The following is an 18,420-nucleotide window of genomic DNA, read 5'->3' as shown; positions in this document are numbered from 1 at the left end:
CATGAATATCATTTATACGGTTTGTAACAGAATCAACCTTGCCCATGCACTTGCTTTGGCGGATTCGGTTCTGCTTCACCAGCCGAACTACACTTTTTACCTTTGCTGGGTCGACAATACGCCCATAGAGGTTCCAGCGCACATTAAGTTACTGACCATTGAGCAAGCAGAAATTCCATCCTGGAAAAGTATGGAGGCCAGATATTATCATTTCGAATTACCGGCCGCCTGCCGTCCCTGGTTTGCATTAGCGCTGCTCAGCCTGCATAAGGATTGCACAAATCTCGTTTTCCTGGCCCCAACGGTCCTTTTAGTAAAATCCTTTGAAGAAGTTATCAATCCGGCTTCGGACATTCATTTGACCCCGAACATCAGAAAGCCGCTTGCTCCTTCAATGGTGCTGGATGATAAGCGGATATTGAACATTGGCATGTTCCATTCGGGCAGCTGGATGTTGAAACCAGGCGAGAAAACATTAAAAATGCTGAAATGGTGGGCTGAAAGGACCATTGACCGGGCCGAATTTGATCTTTGCAACGGAAAGAATATGGATCAGTTATGGCTCAATTATACATTGGTCTGGATTCCTGAAACAACGCAGATAGCACATCCGGGATGGCATTACGGACTGCATGCTATCCTTAATCATGATCTTCAAATGAAAAACGGAGATTACTACATTGATGGGAAACCATTGATATCACTCGATTTTGCAGGACTGGATTATTTTGATCCCGTATGGTCTGATCATGTTGGTCTGTTGCCGGCTAACACTGCATTTCAAGCGTTGTTTAGCAGTTATAAAAAAACGCTGATCAAATACAAGAATTCAATTCCTGCCAACCGCGCCCCTGGTTATGGTAAACCAGCAAAAATCAGGGAAAACAGGATTTTAAGAAATAACATTGCAGCAAAATTGAAGTCAATTACTGCATTCATCGACCAATTTTAATTAAACAGCCGAAACAGGACTATATGCACTTCCTAGAAAAAAATACGCAGGACTTGCGGAGTTTTATATCTGAACTAAAAATCAACGGCGCTCAGAACACGGCTGATCAGCAGGATTACCCCAAATTGACCATTATAACGCCTTCCTACAATCAGGCAGATTACCTGGAAAGGACGATTTTGAGTGTTTTAAACCAAAATTATCCCAATCTCGAATACATTATCGTCGATGGTGGCTCCACAGATCATAGCGTTGAGATCATCAAAAAATACGAAAAATACCTTTCCTGGTGGGTTTCTGAAAAGGACAGAGGACAGGTTCACGCTATTAACAAAGGGCTGGAAAGAGCAACGGGAGACTACATTGGCTTCCAAAATTCTGATGATGTATATTTTCCGGACACTTTTGCTCGTTTTGGAAAAGCAGCGATGAGCCAGGAAGACGACATTATTTATGGTGACCTCTATATGATCACGCCGGATGATGAAGTAACAGAAATCCTGAAAACAACATCATACAGCTTTGATTGCCAGATCCTGGAAGGAATGCAGATTCATAATCAAACACTTTTTTTCAAAAGGGCATTGGTAGAAAAATATGGCAAATTCGATGAGTCATACCGGTTTGCCTTTGATTATGAATTTATAACGCGTTATACATATCAGAAATCGACGAAAGTACGGAAAGTGGAAGGCTTAGGCGGCGCACTGCGGGTTCATCCCGATGCAAAGTCGTCCACAATTGCGTCGATCGGAAAAGAGGAGCATGCGAAAATTCAGAAATTGTACATTTCAACGAATGGTTCAGCAGCTCTCAACAAAATAAGGTATCTTTGGTGCCGAGTTCGTAAAATTCTCTATTTCGCGGTGCGACTAGATTTACAATATATCCGTTTCAGATTTTCCAGATGAATTGGAGTCTATTAAACATAGCCACAAACTTTAACAATCTCAGATATTCCGTTGGCATCGCTATGATGTTCAACGGTTTTCCGCTGATATTTTTTATCCGGGATACTTTGGGAATTGGGCCGGCGAGTAGCGTATTTACCGCCATCTTTTTCTCGTTGGCACTCACATTAATGGTGCCTATGCACCTTTTCAAAAGACTCTACAAGCCTAATGTGATATTGTTCAATCTGGGTCTTGGCTTTCTTCTGCTCACATTATATTATTTCTTTTTCATTAATAAACAGGGTAAAGCGGTTGCGGATATTGGAAACTACGTGTTCATTTTCGGCTTCCTCGTGCTCTTGCTGCACGTCCCTAATGATGTGAAAGATACGCTGGTGATGATCCTGTTCTTAATGTCATTATTCACCAACATAACCCTGGTTTATTCCATCCTGACCGACCCGAACTGGACGCCCGGGATGCGTGCGGCCGTAAATTTCGCCAACGAAGGCGCACAACCTGGCGGAAATCCACATATTACGGCCCGAAACGGGATCATTTGCATGCTCACCGGCATAGTCATGCTAAACCGGACACCCGGGATCATTACGAAATTATTTCTTTTCTTTTCCGTCCTTTTCAGCCTTGGTGTAATTGTCATTTCACTCGCCAAATCCAGCTATCTGGCTGTGGGCTTAATGGTAGGCGCTTATTTTATTCTGCATTTTAAGATTTCCAGTGTCTATAGTGCCGTTGGAAGCGCCTTCAAGCTGCGGAATATGGCCTTCATTGCGCTGATCTTGGTTGGGCTCCGTTATTTTTTAATCCGTTACGGCAATATTCTGGATATGCTCCTGGGTTATTGGGACATGTTCCAGAACAGGATTATGGACGTGATTTTTACCTCAACCGGGGTTCGGATTACTGATACGGCCGATACGGATGCGTCTGCAATGGGGCGTGTGGGCGGTTTTGCTGAGTTTACAGAAACCTTTTTCTCCTGGGATGTTTTCCTCGGCCGAGGCTTTAAATCAGATTATCTGGATATTCCAATTCTTGAATCCTGGGTAAGCCATGGGATTTTCGGGTTTGTATTTTTCGCAGGATTTAATTTTTTCCTGTTCATCTACGCCATGAGGGAAATCAGAAGATATACCAATCCATTAACGACATTCCTGGCTTATTTCTTTTTGTCTTTAATGGTGTTGCTCTTCACCGGCGGCAGGCCTTTCGACATTGCATTCTGGTTCCCCTATTTGGTCATGATCCGGTTTTTGGGAATCAAATATCTCGACAACATTTCCAGAAAGCCGGTTGCAGCCCAACTTACAACGGTTACCAGCTAATTCCTTTTTTACAACAAATCGTCACGCTGCTGTACGAGCGCTATTTGGCGAGAAACCCTGCTCATGAGAGACCGCGTTGAACAATTAGATGGACTAAGAGGCATTTTTTCCATTCTGGTAATCGCCCACCATCACAATGCGTTCAAGGAATCGGTTTTTTATAATAACTTTTTCGTCATCAATTCCAGCCTGTTTGTCGATTTTTTCTTCGTATTAAGTGGGTTCGTTATCGCGATGAACTACGTGGGTAGGATCAGTACAGCGCAAGATTTCGGTACATTCCTAAAAAAGCGCTTCATCAGGCTGTTTCCGCTGCTTTTTTATACAGAAATCGTCTTCATCATCGCCAGTCTGATCGGTGAAAACAGTCCGATGAAGAATGTGGGCGAGCTTGGTCTGCGCTATTACGCTTATACCGCGTTTGATACGCTTACTTTTATGGGTTCCGCACCTGTTTTCGGCTCCTGGGTCAGCAACAACTATCCGGCGTGGTCCATATCGTCGGAAATGATCTCCTATGCGGTCTTTGGGCTTGTTATTTTGTTGTTACCAAAAATCAAATACATTTCCTTTGCTGTAATTGCTTTGCTGTCAGGCCTTTTTATAATTTCAAAAGGGGAATATCTGCTGGCCTATGAGTACGGTTTTGTTCGGGGATTGCTGTGCTTTTCACTGGGCATTTTCACGAATCTGGTGCTTAGTAAGCGCACATTCAGCTTGTCTGCATTCGAAATTCCATTTCTAATAATCCTGATTGCTGCCATGTACATAGTCCATCATTGGGAGATGAATTTATGGAAACTCATTTTTCCGTTCATCTTCGCAGCGGGCATCATTATCTTCGCCAGCTCCAAGGGCATTGTCACGCAACTACTTAAAAGTGAGACCTTTCAATATTTGGGTAAAATCTCCTATTCCATTTATCTAAACCATGCCATTGTCCTGATTCTGGTTAATGTGATCCTTTTTCGCGCATTGAAATCGCCCGTTAACGAGGGTATGATCGCTATTTCCCTGGTGATATCCATATCCCTGACCATTCTTTATTCTCACTTCACTTATGAATTTATCGAGAAAAGGGCGGGAAAGCTTTTGAAGAAAATGTTGGAATGAAATTTGATGAAATCGGATAAACCTTTCACAGTTTTGAATGGTTATCTTAACGAACCAAAGCAGAAATCATGGCCACATTTTCAGAACTTATCCAGGGCAATAAGCCCGTGTTAGTCGACTTTTCAGCAGAATGGTGCGGACCTTGTAAAATGATGAAACCTATTTTGGAAAAGGTAAAATCAGAACTGGGAGATTCCGCAACGATCATTAAAGTGGACGTTGACAAGAACAAATCAGCAGCTAATGCCTATAAAATCCAGGGCGTGCCTACATTGATCGTTTTCAAACACGGCAAACCGATGTGGAGACAATCAGGCGTTGTCCAGGCAGATCAGCTGAAATCCATTATTCAGAAATACATTTAAGTACATTAAACCAGGCAGTTTTGAGAAGCAGCAATTTAGACGTCATTGAAAACAAAGATTTTAGCATTGAAGATCTGACTGAAACCAGTTATGAACAGGTCAAATTCTTCAGCTGCACATTCTCCGATCTTTCAGGCATTGACTTCATCGACTGCGTTTTTCAGGATTGTAATATGAGCAATGCCAGTGTTAAAAATTGTAAGATTTCCGACATAGAATTTATCAATTGCAAGCTCTTAGGCATCAATTTTTCCGAGACCAAAGACTTCGCTTTCGCCGCTAAGTTTGAAAGCTGCATATTGGATTATGCCATTTTTGAACAAAAGAAGTTAAACAAATCAGCATTCAACAATTGCAAAATTCATGGTGCAGACTTCACACAAGCCGATTTATCTAAGTCCAAGTTCTACAATTGCGACTTCTGGGACGCCGTTTTTGCCAACACCAATCTGGCTGGCGTAGATTTCTCAAACAGCAAGAATTTCACCATTGACCCAACCAGCAACAACATTCGCAAAGCCAAATTTCTCTCTTCTGATCTGGCTGGTTTGCTGACCAAATTTGACATTATTATCAAGTAGCATTTTGAACGCCTGCGCATTTTTCGTTTCTTGGCGCGTCTAAATCTACCTTTTCAATTATGTCACTTCAATTGTTTGCCGAAACCGTTTACACCGGTCAGGAAATCCTTAGAAACCAGCTTATACAAGTCATAGATGGCCAAATTGCTGGAATGGAATATACAGAACCGGATCCAGCTGTCACGCGTGTTGCCAACCTCGCACCCGGCCTTTTCGATAGCCATATTAACGGCGGCGAGAAGTTTTATTTCACCGAACGCGCTGACGAAGAGACCATTGACGACATTTATCAAGCCAGCGTAAAAACCGGAACAGCCTACGTGCTGCCTACGCTCATCACTTCTCCCCAAGAAAATATCCTGAAAGGCATTGAAGCTACACGCAACTACATTCAAAAAAACCCGCAATCTGGCGTTTTGGGGATGCATTTGGAAGGCCCGTTCTTGAATCCAATCAAACGAGGCGCACATTTGGCAGGTTATGTCCGCAAGCCGACAAATGCTGATTTAGAAGAGATTATTACCCACGGAAAAGACATTATCAAGCTCATCACCATTGCCCCGGAAATGTTCACGACCGAGCAGATCCAAATGCTGCTTGAATCCGGCATTACCGTGTCAGCAGGCCATTCCAACGCTACTTATGATGAAGCGATGGCGGCATTTAAACAGGGAATTCAGCTCGTAACGCATTTATACAATGCTATGTCAGCATTCGGCCACCGCGCGCCAGGGTTGGTTGGAGCCACATTCGACAATGAAAATGTATATGCGCCTCTAATCATCGACGGTGTGCATTGTGACTTCGGAGCGGCCAGCGTGGCTTATAAGATCAAGAAAGACAAGCTGTTCCTGATTTCAGACGCGTTGTTTTTGGGAGAAAAAGTGACGGAATTTAAATGGGGAGAATTTGATGCTTATCTGAAAGATGGCCGATACACAAACTCGGATGGTAACCTGGCCGGAGCCACCATTTCTTTGCCAGATGCGGTTCGTAATGCAGTCAATGTAATTGGTATTCCTTTACAAGAAGCGATTGAAATGGCCACGATCAGGCCTGCGAGAGCATTGGGATTGGAAAAGCAGATCGGCAGCATTGCCATCGGCTACCCCGCAACATTCACCACATTTGACGATAACCTTGACAATTTCTCGGTTTTGAAAATGTAATTACAAAACCAACATTCCGCCTGCACGAAGCTGCGTCCAGGTCATGGAAGTCATAAAAGTTTCGAAGCTGCCCAATCCGGCGGCTTCGAAATCACTTCTCAGTTTTTCCAAAGGATAAGCTTCTGCGTTGGAAGACAGCAGTTTAGGCATAATCTCCACAAGCCATTCGCCCACAGCCACATCCGTTTCAACTGCCCATTCTTTTTTCTTATTATAAAAAACCAATTCGGCGATTTCGTAAACCTTTCGGCCTTTTTGCTCTTCAAAAACAGACATTTCAGGCAAGCTTCCGAGCCAGGTCACAACTGCATTTGACCTGTTTGCCAGATCCGGCAATTCGCTAATGCTCTTTTCAATATAATTCGGTGGAATAGAAGTCGGCGGCACTTTAAAATCAAACCATCGCGAATGCGGAAAATCCAGGCAAACGCCGTGCATGTAATTGAACAGCGACTTCCGCAAACCCTCCGCAAAAAGGTCATGGTTTGCGCCCGTCGGGTCCTGATGTTCCAAATCATTATTAGCAAATGTCCCATCAACAGGCCCGATCCGCATCACATCAAATTCCTCCGGATGCAATCCAACAGGGCTATGCGCCGTCATCGCAAACCGGTGCCAAAAGCCCGACTGCACAATGCCAGCCTGAAACAATTGCCGCACCATTTCCAGTGAATCAATCGTTTCCTGGGCGGTCTGCGTCGGAAAACCATACATTAAATACGCATGCACCATAATGCCCGCCTGCGTAAATGCATCCGCCACGCGCGCCACTTGTGCAACCGTCACACCCTTTTTCATACGCTCCAAAAGCCGATCAGACGCCACTTCAAGACCGCCAGAAATCGCAATGCAGCCGGATGCTTTTAATAACAGACAAAGGTCATGCGTAAAATTCTTTTCAAACCGAATGTTGGTCCACCAAACGACAGTCAACTTCCTTCGAATGATTTCCAACGCCAAATCCCTCAGCAATGCTGGCGGCGCAGCTTCGTCAACAAAGTGAAAGCCGTTTTGCTGCGTTTGCGCAATGATTTCTTCAATGCGATCACAGAGCAATGCGGCGGTCATGGGCTCATAACGCCTGATATAATCCAGTGAAATGTCGCAAAACGAGCATTTACCCCAGTAACAACCATGCGCCAATGTCAGCTTATTCCAGCGGCCATCGCTCCAAAGCCGGTGCATGGGATTGACAATTTCAATCACCGACAAGTAATCGTGTAAAGGTAAATCGCTGTAATCCGGCGTGCCCGTATCGCGCTGTGGCACATCCTTTTCCTTCGCGCCGTTGTGATAAATCACCGCACCATTCACGCGCGAGTAAACGCGTTTGAGTTGCGTAATCTCCCTTTCTCCATCCAGATATTCCAGAAGTGAAAGCAAAGGCGCTTCGCCGTCATCCAAGCAAATAAAATCAATATAATTAAAAACGCGTGGCTCTTTCAACGTGCGCAATTCCGTGTTAGGAAAGCCGCCGCCCATGACAATTTTAATGTTGGGATAATGCGTTTTCAAATACTGCCCACATTTGAAACCGCCATATAAGTTTCCCGGAAAAGGAACTGAAATACAGACAATGTTAGGCTGATATTTTTGTATTTTTTGTTCTAAAACATCCTTTAATGTCTGAGATAAGAGCGTATCAGGCGATTCCAACGCCGCCTCCATTTCATCAAAACTCGTTGCCGACCTTCCCAGTCGCTCCGCATAACGACTAAATCCAAAATGCGGATCAACGGCTTCCTGAATCAAATCACCCAGATCTTCGAGGTAAAGCGTCGCAAAATGCCGCGCCTTATCATGAATCCCCATCGTCCCAAAAGCCCAATCCATATCCTCCAACTGCTGAAAACGCCCTGCTTCCGGCAAATAACTCCGGTCGCAAATGCTGTGGGCTAATGTTGGATTCTGATTTTTAAGAAAACGGATAACCGGATCAATGGTCGTGATATAATCGTCTTTCAGCGAATAAATCCGAAAACTATTTTCGGAAAGCTCAATATCCGACTCGTCCAACTGCGCAAAAAGCGTCCTTAACCCCTTCGAAGAAAACAATTTCAAAATCACATCAATCCCCAAATCCGCCTGATAAGATTCCCTCCCAAGCGTATTCAAAAACCCCTTCAAATAAGCCGTAGCCGGGTAAGGCGTGTTAAGCTGGGTAAAAGGCGGCGTGATGAAAAGTGTTTTCTGGTGCAAGGTGAAGTATTATTTGTTAATGCAAAGGTACGACTGTTACAGAAAAATCGCACCGTTCAGGATTTGTTGCGCATCCCTGATAGTTTCCGTAAGTTCGGCCATCATTGGCGCAACCATTTATGCAAATTCTCTCGGACGTTCTGTTTCAACAATATTTGGATCAAAATAAATCTGATCTCGATCATGATTTGGAAGCAATTACCAACACGCCATTTACAACAAGCGCTTTTGATTTTTACACTTCCGTTGCGGTCATCTCTTCTTCAAAAATTGAGGGCGAACAGCTTGAAGTTGACAGTTATGTAAAACATAAAGTTCAGCACATCGAATATTTGCCAGAGCTGACGGAAAAACCAAACGATCTGTTTCGCGCATATCTGTTTGCCAAAGAAAACAAACTGACCCGCTCCAACTTTCTGCAAAGCCACAAACTTATTTCGGAGCATTTGCTGCCTGTGAAATGGCGAGGCGTTCTTAGGCAAAATAATATGCTTGTGATGGAGCATAATACAGGGAAAATTCAGTTTGAAGCTGTCCAATATCAGCAAGTCGAGCTGGAAATGGACAAACTATGGACTGACATTGAATCACTATCGAGAAAGACTTTATCGATTGCAGAAACATTTTACTACGCATCCTTCATTCACATGGTTTTTGTTGCGATACATCCATTTAATGATGGAAACGGACGCGCAGGAAGATTACTGGAAAAATGGTTTTTGGCAGATAACCTGGGGGAAACGGCGTGGTTTATTCAATCAGAAAAATACTATTATCAGCATGTTGATCAATATTATAAGAATTTGAATCGCCTCGGCGTTTTTTACGATCAGCTGGATTATGGACAGGCAATGCCGTTTTTGTCAATGTTGCCGCGTGCCATTAAATCATAATAGCCCGATTCTTTTCCCATCCAGTATTTTAAATGTCTCAACCATTCAACTTTCACATGCGTGCTGCTTTTTCGAGCTATTTTTTGAAATTTCTCTTATCACTTTTCATAATCAGCACTTCTGCTGTCTTTGCGCAAAAGAATAAACTCTATCCCCCATCCCAATTCCCCGACCGCATCATTCTCGGCTACAAGGGCGCTCCTGCTACTTCTCAGGCCGTTAACTGGCGCACAGATTCAACGGTTGCAAAGGGAATCGCTGCCATTCATGAGGCTGATCCTTCGCCTGATTTTGTGCCTAATGCTAAGATTGTGAATGCGTTGACGCAGTCGGTTAAGTTGGATGGCAAGGAAGTGCATTATCACGAAGTGAATTTTACGGATTTGAAGGCTTCGACGCAATATGTTTACCGGGTTGGGGATGGGGAAAATTGGAGTGAGTGGTTTCATTTTACGACAGCTTCGGATAAGAATGAGCCGGTTTCTTTCCTTTATTTTGGAGATGCGCAAACGGAAGTGCGTTCGCTTTGGTCGCGGGCGATCCGGGGCGCTTACTCGACTTTGCCCAAAGCCGATTTCATGATTCATGCGGGCGATTTGATCAACCGTTCCAATGCGGATCACGAATGGGGCGAATGGTTTGAGGCAGGCGGCTGGATCAATGGTATGATTCCGAACCTTTCGACGCCTGGAAACCATGAATATTTTAAAGATACAGACCACGATTACAAAGTTTCCCTCCATTGGCGGCCTCAATTTGCATTGCCTGAGAATGGCCCGGAAGGACTAACAGAAACAGCTTATTATATTGATTATCAAAATAATAGATTCATTTTTTTAAATTCCGAAGAAGCTGACAACAGCATTCGGGCCATGAACCGGCAAGCCGAATGGTTTGAGGATGTTGTAAAAAACAATCCAAACCGCTGGACGGTCGTAGTGCATCACCATCCTGTTTATTCTACAAAACAAGGCCGCAGCAATGATCGCTGGCGCAGGAAAATGGAGCCGCTTTACAAGAAATACAATGTGGATATCGTGCTGCAAGGGCATGATCATTCTTATGGTCGCGGCTTAAACATGCCAGTCGGCGAAAGCCGCCAAACGCCGGACGGGCCGATTTACGTCGTTTCAGTGAGTGGCCCGAAAATGTATGACATTGGTTTGCAAGACTGGATGGACCGAGCTGCTTCCAATACACAATTATATCAAGTGATCACGATTGATTCGAGCAAACTAACATTTAAGGCGTTCACAGTCAATGGTGATTTGTACGATTCCTTTGAGCTTAATAAGGATGATAAGGGCAAAAATACGCTGGTTGAATTGGAAGGAACATTGCAAATGAAGGAGCGATTGGAATTGCCGGAGCGTTATCTGAAAACATTTAAAGAGGCTGATTTAAGGCATTATAATGAGCGTTTTCAGGAATACAAAAAAAGGAAAGGGCTGAAATAACACACATCATCACGAGCAGAAAAAGAGCAAATATTTTGTTAATCATAAGCTTGCGATTATTTCTTAACACCCCAGAAAATGGCGTTTTTGAAAATGGTTTTATAAACATCACTTTCAAACAAAATCGGTGAATGCCCCATGAAAATGTAAATGTTCTTTGCCTTCATTTTCGGATTGGACCAAATGACAGGGTGATCGCCCATTTTGACCTTAGAATCAGGCGAATAGGTTGATTCATCGACGCTCGCAATTACATCCACATTCGGCCGCGGGCTCTTGTTATAAATATACCATTCCTCTTTTTTGACGAGAAAAGAAGCCGGAACGCCCTTCATAACGGGATGATTTTTCTTCTCAACATTCACAGTCCCCGCTGCAAAGTCAGCAATGTAATTTTTGTAACGAATGCCGCCCATAAAATCCGCAAACCAAGGCCAGATTTTGTAACCGTCAAACTCGCCTAGCAATGTAGCATGATGAAACCCAATCCAGCCGCCTTTTCCTTCATTCATGTATTTTTCAAATGCGGCCGAAGCTTCCGGTTTCCAGGCATATGGAACATAATCGAGCTGAATAATGAGTTGATAGTTAGCCAAGTAAGCTTCATTGATCGGATCAGTTTTATCAATGTAGTCAATGGCAAAATTCTCCTTCGCGGCCAATGAATCCAGCCAAATCCGCGCCCGCTTTGAATATTCAATGTGATGCCCGCCCGGCTCGGCCATTGCTAAAACTTTGAATTGCGGATTTTTTGTTTGAGCAAATGCGGTTTCTGAGGTGCAGAAAAGTAAGCACGCAAGCAAATAAACGGGAAGTTTCCCGGTGAAGATTTTCATGAGTTTCAAGTGTTTAGGAATAATAAAACCGTCCTTATTTCAGGACGGGCAATGTTATGCTGCTGCTATATTGGGCATCATGGTGGATCGTGATTTTCGATTTTTGAAAATCGGATTCATTGGCTTCAAAAATGTTCAGAAACTTCTGCGGATTCCGGTCCACCAGCGGAAACCAGCTGCTCTGGATCTGCACCATAATGCGATGTCCCTTTTTAAATGTATGTGCCGTTTCATTGAGCTTAACAGTTACTTTTTCCACTTTATCTTTTGTAAATGGCTCCGGCTTTGAAAAGCTGTTCCGGAACTTGCCGCGAAGCACTTCCGCACGAACCATTTGCTGGTAACCGCTCATATCCACCGGTTTATCACCTTCTTTTGCACCCGGAACCGTCGTATTGGCAGGCCAGACATCAATCACTTTAACAATAAAATCGGCATCTGAGCCTGTCGTGGAAACCATCAGATTGGCAATGATCTCACCGGTTAATGTGACGTCGGCCGTCAAAGAATCGGTTTGAAAACTTAGCACATCGGCCCGTTTGGATGCAAACCGCTGATCTTCGGCCATGTATGCGTTATTCCTATGAGAGCCTGTTACGCTCGTGTAAGGAACCGGGTTTGCAGGGTCGCTTTCGTAAGCTGTTTCGCCCTTTTTTTCATTTGGGTTAGCTGTTGTTAATGAGCCATTCACATTCAAATAATAAGGCGTTGGCTGACTGTTCTTAGGAGGCCAAACATCATAGTTTTTCCACTGATTGGAGCCCGTTTCATAAACCGTCACCTCAGGCTGGTCAAAGCTGCCTTTTCCTTTGAGATAAAAATTGAAAAACTTCGTCTCGATCTCTTCCTGAAAATATTTGTTCAAATCGCCGCCAAAATGATATTGCGCAAACGACTTCCATTGCGGCGCCGCCCAACCGCCATGCGTCCAAGGGCCCATTACAAGGCGGTTATTATTCCCCGGCGTCTGCTTTTCAATGGCCGCATACGTTTTCAACGCTCCATACAAATCCTCCGCATCAAACCACCCGCCAACGACCAGCACGGCGGGTTTGATGTTTTTTAAATGCTTCTTAATGTTCCTGATTTCCCAAAATTCATCATAAACCGGATGCGCCACAGTTTGCCTCCAAATGCTGTTGGGATCGGAAAAATAATCATCCGTATTTGCCTTTTTTAAAGGGCCGAAGTCTAGAAAATATTTGTAGGCATCCTTATATTCCGCGTTGAAAAACGACTTATAATTTTCTCCATCCGCGCTCTTGGGTCCATCAAAACCACTGTAAAAACCGAAATTATCCATCAGGAAAAACGCGCCATTGTGATAACAATCGTCGCCAATAAATTCGTCTGACATAGGCGCTTGCGGCGAAACGGCTTTCAATGCAGGGTGTGCATCAGGCAATGCGGCGGAGGAATAAAATCCAGGAAACGAAATGCCCGACTGGCCCACCTTACCATTGTTTTTAGTGTTTTTCAAAAGCCATTCAATCGTATCATAAGTGTCGCTCGACTCGTCGACGTCCTTGTTACCCGACTTCTTCTCGATCGCAGGCGTCATTTCTCTAAAATTCCCTTCGCTTTTATAACGGCCACGCGCATCCTGGTAAACAAAAATGTATTTTTCACGCATTAAATAAACGTTCGGACCAATACTGCGGCGATATTTATTCACCCCATATGGCCGCACCGAATAAGGCGTCCGCTGCATGAGGATCGGGTAAGTTTGAGACGAATCTTTGGGGGAGTAAATGGCAGTAAAAAGCTTTACGCCATCGCGCATTGTGATGTATTGTTCCGTTTTAATGTAATTTTCCCTGATCCAATTCGTGTCGGGCGCTGCCGTATTTTGGGCCTGACAAACGCAGGTGGAAAGCAACAAAATGAGCAATAGAAAACGTTTATGCATGGCTGGCTGTTGATAATGAAAATTTACTGACCAAAAATACAGAAGAAAGTGTTTGTCAAACATAAAACTTTTTACCTTCCCGAACATTTGCATTTCCACATTTTGAATGATCCGAATTCTTAAAAAATCCCTTATGATATTATTTATTTTGCTGGCCTTGCTCGTCATGGCCGGTTACATTTTTTTGCAGCGCCCACAGTTTGGGAGACAACCTTCGGGCGAAAGATTGGAGCTCATCAAAAATTCCCCGAACTACAAAGACGGCAAGTTTCAAAACGAAAGTTATACGCCCGATTTGGCAGAAGGTTCCAGTTATTCAAAAGTGCTGGTGAAGTTCTTTTTTGGCAAAAGCAAATACAACATTCCAGGCGCAACCATTCCTTCTCAAAAGACCGATTTACTGCATTTAGACCCCAGTGAGAATGTTTTAGTATGGTTTGGACATTCTTCTTACTTCATGCAAATCGATGGCAAAACATTCCTCGTCGATCCCGTTTTCAGCGGCAGCGCTTCTCCGGTGCATTTCACAACGCCTAGTTTCAAAGGAACCGATGTTTACACCGTCGAAGATTTCCCTGCCATTGATTATCTCATGATTTCGCACGATCACTGGGACCATTTGGATTACACGACCATTTTGAAGCTGAAATCAAAAGTCAAAACCGTGTTAACCGGCCTCGGAACAGGCGAGCATTTTGAACATTGGGGCTATAACAAAAACATGTTGATTGAAAAAGATTGGAACCAGGGAGCAGACCTTGGCGGCGGATTTAGGGTCGATATGACGCCAGGAAGGCATTTTTCGGGCCGTGGCCTCAGCCGCAATAAGGCACTTTGGGTTTCATTTGTATTACAAACACCCACCATGAAAATCTTCATTGGCGGTGACTCGGGTTATGACCAGCATTTCAAAAGAATCGGCGAAAAATTCGGCCCATTCGACCTCGCAATCCTGGAATGCGGCCAATACAACGAAGCCTGGAAATACATCCATATGATGCCCGAAGAAACCGTAACAGCAGCCCGCGAGCTGAAAGCCACCAAACTAATGCCCGTCCACTGGTCCAAATTCTCCCTAGCCCTCCACGACTGGAACGAACCAATTCAAAGGGCCACAATCGAAGCTAAGAAGCAGGATATGCCGCTTGTAACGCCTATGATCGGGCAGAAGGTTAATTTGAAGGGAGACAATGTGTTTACGGATTGGTGGAAGCACGTAGCGCTGCAGCCGGAAAATTTATGATGGCTACCGGAGGGACATTTGAGTTGTGAATGTGTTGGGAAGTTTTGAAATTGGGATTCTATACATAAACACTTGTAACTATGACTCAGGAACTTGTTGATAAAGTTAGAGCGTATGTTAAGGCCAGGCGGGATCAAATAGACAATTCTCCCGATCCTCGCCAAGCGTCTATTGACCATTTAAAAGAAATCGGTTATTTAGATGAGAATGGGGAGGTCGCAGAGCATTACCGCGGCGGAATTCCTGATGATTGGGAGAAAAATAGTCAAGCCAAGACAACCTCTTTCAACTTTTCCCCAAGGTCATGAATTGCATCTTCTAACTTTTTTGCTTGCTGTTCAGATGGAAACTTGGTTCCGGCAACGTAATGTCTAACCAATGAAGGATTTAAGCCAGCTCGTTTTGCTAATGCTCCAACTTTAATGTCATCAAACAATTCAAAAAAGGCGCTCAGGTCATAAGCGTAATCAAAAGCGAAGTCCGAGTTTTTTAGATTTCTCCATATTTCATATTCCTGTCCTTCGTGTTGAATGAAGTCTTCCAGTAAATCTTTCAAATTTTCCGTAATCTCTTCTAATGTGCTGCCACTGGTTACGGGCAGATAGTTTGGAACGTTTTCAATTCGTCCCCACAGCTCGTTATCGCCTTTCTCTATTATGATTGTCAGTTTCATATTTTATTATTTGCGGCCCGCTTGTTTCAAAATTTTTCTTAAAGTTCCAATAGGAATATCCCTATGACCATGAAAAGCAATAGGAATCGTTCGGTCGCTATCTGGATGCTTAAACATTCGATGACTTCCTCGGGTCCTTACTTCTTCCCAGCCTTGCTTTTCCAAAAGGCGGATTAGCTCTTTTGCATCCATTCTATATAGTGTGTTAAAAAAACAAAGGTCGCAAATTTGCGACCTTTGTCAAGAATGTAAGTACTTTTTATTGTAGAATTGCAATATAAACGTCAAGCAGAAAGCACCACTGCGCTTTCGCCATTCACAAAATGCCTTATTTTATCTCTGCTAACATTCTTTTCTGCCAGCCACAGATCGTAATTCTTTTGTAAGTTCAACCATAATTCCGCGCTTGTACCAAACCCCTCGGAAAGTTTAACCGCCATTTCCGGGCTTACAGACGCCTTTTGATTTAGGATAGCCGATAGTGTTCCGCGGTTTATCCCAAGTCCCGCAGCGATTTCAGTTATAGTAAAAGCCTTGCCCGACTCATCACGTAAACCTTCTATCATTCCTACCAAAATAGCGCCCGGATGGGATGGGCGCATTCCCCTTTTTAACATATGACTGCGATTAGTGATAGTCAAGATAGTCTACATCAAACACATTTCCATCTACAAACCGGAAAATTATCCGATAGTTTCCACTAACTCTAACGGAATAAAATTCCTTTAATTCACCGGTCAACTTATGTAACCGATATCCCGATACATTTAACTGCTCGATTGAATCAGCGACGTCTAACAAAGATAAAATTTGGCGGATTCGTTCCACCAGATGAGGCGGCAGTTTTGACGGGTTATCGTCTTCGAAAAGAAGGCATAAACCCTTATGCTGAATGCTTTCTATCATTTCAACGATGCCAAACTCTTAGATAAAATCTAGAAGTCAACAGCGCTGATGCACATTTAGTAGTTTCTGTTATCATAGATAGTGTGTTAATTTTTTCAAATATCGTTATTTACTTTTCAAATCCCCAACCTCCCTCTCCAACTCCCTAATCCGATCCTCCTGCCGCAAAGCCTTCCGCTGCAATTCAATAAACTCATCTTTGGTAATTGTTATTTGATCAGCTGGATTAGATTGATTTAAGAAAACCGGTTCTTCTCCTCCTTCACCAAGCAGCAGCCAATATGGGCTAATCTCAAAGATTTTTACGATTTGAGCGATTGCATCTGCTGTAAAGTTTCCACTTCCCTTTTCAAGTCTGTTATAGGTTGCTTGTGAAACACCAATCTTCTTTGCGAATTGGGTTTCGCTAAGATTCAAATTTTCCCGCAGTCTTTTAACTCTAATTACGTTAAACATTCAAAAATACGAATCATTTAAACTTAAAATGATTTAATATAAATCAAAATGAGTTATATTTGTGAAACACTATCTGTTTACCGCAAATTACACATATTATACAAATGGAAACAACTACGACGCGCCAGCCCGCATTGCCAATCAAACAACGACTGCTTTTACGTTTCGGAAAAGCAAAAGGAATGGTGGGTCCAAAATGGAGAGATAAACTTGCCAAGCACGATAAATTCTTTGACACCAGAACCGGCGAGGCTTATATGCGGTCTGTTGCTCAGGCGCTTTCAGATCCACGACGTGGCGATGTGGATCGGATTGAATGTGTGACTTTGGCTTTGGAGGAAATTGCGGGGATTAATCAAACAAATTTTTAAAATAACGCTCCGGATCTTCCAATAAGCTTTTGGTTAGTTGATAATGGTTTGTTTCCGTGTATTTTATTTCTTCAACGGGCGATTTGTCAAAGTCAAAAATTACTGCTCCGGGATAGGTTAGCAGGATTGGAGAATGTGTTGCGATGATGAATTGTGCATTGCCGGCCCGTTCCAGACTATTAATGATCGACATGAATGCAAGCTGCCGCTGCGGGGAAAGCGCTGCTTCGGGCTCATCCAGCAGATAAATGCCTCGATTGAATTTATTTAAAAACAATGATAAGAATGCTTCGCCGTGCGATTGCGCGTGGAGCGATTTGCCGCCGTACACGTCGGACAGATCATTTGAATCTACATAAGTGGCGAAATTGAAGAAGCTTTCGGCGCGCATGAAGAAGCCGTTGGTGATTCGTTTTGGTCGCCAGGAAAGTCTTATATAATTGGAAAGGTTTGATTCGGTTTCGTAAAATTCGTATGTGTGATTTTGGTTGCCTCCCGCTGGGTTGAAGCCGCATTTAATTGCTATTGCTTCCAGGATTGTTGATTTTCCGGAGCCGTTTTCTCCTACGAAGAAGGTTACGTTGGAATTGAATTCTAAGTCTAGCCCATTGGCTAGGACTGGGATGTTGAATGGATATTCGGATGGGTTGCCTAGGTCGGTTGTGGTGGCGTTGGTTAGGAAGGGCATTATTGTGTGTATTTAACGTTTCGCTTGTTTTCCGATTTGGAAAATCTTTACTCGTTTCCGATTTAGAAATCGGAGAATAAGGGGTCCCAATTTGGAAATTGGAACCAGCGCGTTTGGGAATTGGAGCCAGCTAACAACAAAAAAACCGCTTTAAAATAAAGCGGTTTTTGTAGTTTCTGAAAGCGCGTTCCGCGCGGTTATGTGACCCATAGGGGAATCGAACCCCTGTTTCAACCGTGAAAGGGTCGTGTCCTAACCGCTAGACGAATGGGCCGACTGGTCTCCTACTTCGCGCGTTTTTTAAGCACTTTCTTTCACTTTTCGTTTCCGTTTTCCGAAATCGTGGTGCAAAGATGCACGACCGGTTTTT

At 43.6% G+C, this 18,420-nt stretch carries 20 protein-coding genes and 1 tRNA gene; 11 read left to right on the top strand and 10 right to left on the bottom strand.

Annotated elements, in window-relative coordinates; all coding sequences use genetic code 11:
* Position 1 precedes the first annotated feature (1 nt).
* The 7 genes from L0659_RS02345 (at position 2) to nagA (ending at position 6,419) form a co-directional block, all read left to right on the top strand.
* A complete protein-coding gene (locus tag L0659_RS02345) occupies positions 2–952 on the top strand; it encodes a hypothetical protein (RefSeq protein WP_235123976.1) in 951 nt (316 codons plus the stop codon).
* Positions 953–975: 23 nt separating this feature from the next.
* Entirely contained in the window at positions 976–1,863 is an 888-nt protein-coding gene (locus tag L0659_RS02340) for a glycosyltransferase family 2 protein (protein ID WP_235123975.1), read from the top strand.
* Between the two features lie 62 nt (positions 1,864–1,925).
* The gene (locus L0659_RS02335; protein WP_235123974.1) at positions 1,926–3,191 is read left to right on the top strand and encodes a hypothetical protein; all 1,266 of its coding nucleotides are present in this window, start codon (positions 1,926–1,928) and stop codon (positions 3,189–3,191) included.
* Between the two features lie 63 nt (positions 3,192–3,254).
* On the top strand, positions 3,255–4,304 hold the full coding sequence (locus L0659_RS02330) for an acyltransferase (protein ID WP_235123973.1): 1,050 nt from the start codon (positions 3,255–3,257) through the stop codon (positions 4,302–4,304).
* A 68-nt stretch (positions 4,305–4,372) separates the two neighbouring features.
* Positions 4,373–4,669 (top strand): thioredoxin, encoded by a 297-nt coding sequence (trxA, locus tag L0659_RS02325; RefSeq protein WP_026628332.1) that lies wholly within the window; start codon positions 4,373–4,375, stop codon positions 4,667–4,669.
* A 20-nt stretch (positions 4,670–4,689) separates the two neighbouring features.
* On the top strand, positions 4,690–5,250 hold the full coding sequence (locus L0659_RS02320; protein WP_235123971.1) for a pentapeptide repeat-containing protein: 561 nt from the start codon (positions 4,690–4,692) through the stop codon (positions 5,248–5,250).
* A gap of 59 nt (positions 5,251–5,309) precedes the next feature.
* Positions 5,310–6,419 (top strand): N-acetylglucosamine-6-phosphate deacetylase, encoded by a 1,110-nt coding sequence (gene nagA, locus L0659_RS02315; RefSeq protein WP_235123970.1) that lies wholly within the window; start codon positions 5,310–5,312, stop codon positions 6,417–6,419.
* Here the strand turns inward: nagA and L0659_RS02310 are convergent, their stop codons facing one another.
* Positions 6,420–8,618, bottom strand: a complete 2,199-nt coding sequence (locus tag L0659_RS02310; protein WP_235123968.1) for a radical SAM protein — start codon at positions 8,616–8,618, stop codon at positions 6,420–6,422. It abuts the gene before it with no gap.
* Positions 8,619–8,737: 119 nt separating this feature from the next.
* Between L0659_RS02310 and L0659_RS02305 the strand changes: the two genes are divergently transcribed.
* Together L0659_RS02305 and L0659_RS02300 are read left to right on the top strand one after the other, a co-directional pair.
* Positions 8,738–9,511 carry a Fic family protein gene (locus L0659_RS02305; RefSeq protein ID WP_235123967.1) on the top strand — a complete coding sequence of 258 codons (774 nt, stop codon included), beginning with the start codon at positions 8,738–8,740 and terminating at the stop codon, positions 9,509–9,511.
* 32 nt (positions 9,512–9,543) lie between these two features.
* On the top strand, positions 9,544–10,968 hold the full coding sequence (locus L0659_RS02300; protein WP_235123965.1) for an FN3 domain-containing metallophosphoesterase family protein: 1,425 nt from the start codon (positions 9,544–9,546) through the stop codon (positions 10,966–10,968).
* A gap of 56 nt (positions 10,969–11,024) precedes the next feature.
* Here L0659_RS02300 and L0659_RS02295 read toward each other — a convergent pair whose 3' ends face one another.
* Complete coding sequence (locus L0659_RS02295; RefSeq protein WP_235123964.1) at positions 11,025–11,804, bottom strand: ThuA domain-containing protein; 780 nt, start codon at positions 11,802–11,804, stop codon at positions 11,025–11,027.
* Between the two features lie 34 nt (positions 11,805–11,838).
* Positions 11,839–13,713, bottom strand: a complete 1,875-nt coding sequence (locus L0659_RS02290) for a CocE/NonD family hydrolase (protein ID WP_235123962.1) — start codon at positions 13,711–13,713, stop codon at positions 11,839–11,841.
* Between the two features lie 133 nt (positions 13,714–13,846).
* Here L0659_RS02290 and L0659_RS02285 point away from each other — a divergent pair, with 133 nt between their 5' ends.
* The gene (locus tag L0659_RS02285) at positions 13,847–14,956 is read left to right on the top strand and encodes an MBL fold metallo-hydrolase (RefSeq protein WP_235123960.1); all 1,110 of its coding nucleotides are present in this window, start codon (positions 13,847–13,849) and stop codon (positions 14,954–14,956) included.
* Positions 14,957–15,221: 265 nt separating this feature from the next.
* Here the strand turns inward: L0659_RS02285 and L0659_RS02280 are convergent, their stop codons facing one another.
* The 5 genes from L0659_RS02280 to L0659_RS02260 all read right to left on the bottom strand — a co-directional run bounded on the left by L0659_RS02280 (position 15,222) and on the right by L0659_RS02260 (position 16,991).
* Positions 15,222–15,629 carry a hypothetical protein gene (locus L0659_RS02280; protein ID WP_235123959.1) on the bottom strand — a complete coding sequence of 136 codons (408 nt, stop codon included), beginning with the start codon at positions 15,627–15,629 and terminating at the stop codon, positions 15,222–15,224.
* 6 nt (positions 15,630–15,635) lie between these two features.
* Positions 15,636–15,821, bottom strand: a complete 186-nt coding sequence (locus L0659_RS02275; protein WP_235123957.1) for a type II toxin-antitoxin system HicA family toxin — start codon at positions 15,819–15,821, stop codon at positions 15,636–15,638.
* A 92-nt stretch (positions 15,822–15,913) separates the two neighbouring features.
* Positions 15,914–16,246, bottom strand: coding sequence for a HigA family addiction module antitoxin (locus L0659_RS02270; protein WP_235123956.1), 333 nt, complete (start codon positions 16,244–16,246; stop codon positions 15,914–15,916).
* 10 nt (positions 16,247–16,256) lie between these two features.
* Positions 16,257–16,535: a type II toxin-antitoxin system RelE/ParE family toxin gene (locus L0659_RS02265; protein WP_235123954.1), complete on the bottom strand. Its 279-nt coding sequence runs from the start codon at positions 16,533–16,535 to the stop codon at positions 16,257–16,259.
* A 105-nt stretch (positions 16,536–16,640) separates the two neighbouring features.
* Complete coding sequence (locus L0659_RS02260; protein WP_235123953.1) at positions 16,641–16,991, bottom strand: helix-turn-helix domain-containing protein; 351 nt, start codon at positions 16,989–16,991, stop codon at positions 16,641–16,643.
* 104 nt (positions 16,992–17,095) lie between these two features.
* Between L0659_RS02260 and L0659_RS02255 the strand changes: the two genes are divergently transcribed.
* Positions 17,096–17,362: a hypothetical protein gene (locus tag L0659_RS02255; protein ID WP_235123952.1), complete on the top strand. Its 267-nt coding sequence runs from the start codon at positions 17,096–17,098 to the stop codon at positions 17,360–17,362.
* Here L0659_RS02255 and L0659_RS02250 read toward each other — a convergent pair.
* Together L0659_RS02250 and L0659_RS02245 are read right to left on the bottom strand one after the other, a co-directional pair.
* Entirely contained in the window at positions 17,343–18,050 is a 708-nt protein-coding gene (locus L0659_RS02250) for an AAA family ATPase (protein ID WP_235123951.1), read from the bottom strand. The genes L0659_RS02255 and L0659_RS02250 overlap by 20 nt on opposite strands.
* A gap of 202 nt (positions 18,051–18,252) precedes the next feature.
* A tRNA-Glu gene (locus L0659_RS02245) sits at positions 18,253–18,324 on the bottom strand.
* Positions 18,325–18,420 lie beyond the last annotated feature (96 nt).

It is taken from the genome of Dyadobacter sp. CY347, from assembly GCF_021502655.1.
Taxonomy (GTDB): Bacteria; Bacteroidota; Bacteroidia; order Cytophagales; family Spirosomataceae; genus Dyadobacter.
This window is presented reverse-complemented; position numbering and strand designations above follow the sequence as displayed.

Bases quoted from the DNA above. Each gene is read 5' to 3' on its own strand.
- L0659_RS02300 (WP_235123965.1), top strand. From the start codon at position 9,544: ATGTCTCAACCATTCAACTTTCACATGCGTGCTGCTTTTTCGAGCTAT.
- L0659_RS02290 (WP_235123962.1), bottom strand. From the start codon at position 13,713: ATGCATAAACGTTTTCTATTGCTCATTTTGTTGCTTTCCACCTGCGTT.
- L0659_RS02330 (WP_235123973.1), top strand. From the start codon at position 3,255: ATGAGAGACCGCGTTGAACAATTAGATGGACTAAGAGGCATTTTTTCC.
- L0659_RS02250 (WP_235123951.1), bottom strand. From the start codon at position 18,050: ATGCCCTTCCTAACCAACGCCACCACAACCGACCTAGGCAACCCATCC.
- nagA (WP_235123970.1), top strand. From the start codon at position 5,310: ATGTCACTTCAATTGTTTGCCGAAACCGTTTACACCGGTCAGGAAATC.
- L0659_RS02305 (WP_235123967.1), top strand. From the start codon at position 8,738: ATGCAAATTCTCTCGGACGTTCTGTTTCAACAATATTTGGATCAAAAT.
- L0659_RS02335 (WP_235123974.1), top strand. From the start codon at position 1,926: ATGATGTTCAACGGTTTTCCGCTGATATTTTTTATCCGGGATACTTTG.
- L0659_RS02345 (WP_235123976.1), top strand. From the start codon at position 2: ATGAATATCATTTATACGGTTTGTAACAGAATCAACCTTGCCCATGCA.
- L0659_RS02270 (WP_235123956.1), bottom strand. From the start codon at position 16,246: ATGTTAAAAAGGGGAATGCGCCCATCCCATCCGGGCGCTATTTTGGTA.
- L0659_RS02340 (WP_235123975.1), top strand. From the start codon at position 976: ATGCACTTCCTAGAAAAAAATACGCAGGACTTGCGGAGTTTTATATCT.
- L0659_RS02285 (WP_235123960.1), top strand. From the start codon at position 13,847: ATGATATTATTTATTTTGCTGGCCTTGCTCGTCATGGCCGGTTACATT.
- trxA (WP_026628332.1), top strand. From the start codon at position 4,373: ATGGCCACATTTTCAGAACTTATCCAGGGCAATAAGCCCGTGTTAGTC.
- L0659_RS02255 (WP_235123952.1), top strand. From the start codon at position 17,096: ATGGAAACAACTACGACGCGCCAGCCCGCATTGCCAATCAAACAACGA.
- L0659_RS02265 (WP_235123954.1), bottom strand. From the start codon at position 16,535: ATGATAGAAAGCATTCAGCATAAGGGTTTATGCCTTCTTTTCGAAGAC.
- L0659_RS02295 (WP_235123964.1), bottom strand. From the start codon at position 11,804: ATGAAAATCTTCACCGGGAAACTTCCCGTTTATTTGCTTGCGTGCTTA.
- L0659_RS02280 (WP_235123959.1), bottom strand. From the start codon at position 15,629: ATGAAACTGACAATCATAATAGAGAAAGGCGATAACGAGCTGTGGGGA.
- L0659_RS02275 (WP_235123957.1), bottom strand. From the start codon at position 15,821: ATGGATGCAAAAGAGCTAATCCGCCTTTTGGAAAAGCAAGGCTGGGAA.
- L0659_RS02260 (WP_235123953.1), bottom strand. From the start codon at position 16,991: ATGTTTAACGTAATTAGAGTTAAAAGACTGCGGGAAAATTTGAATCTT.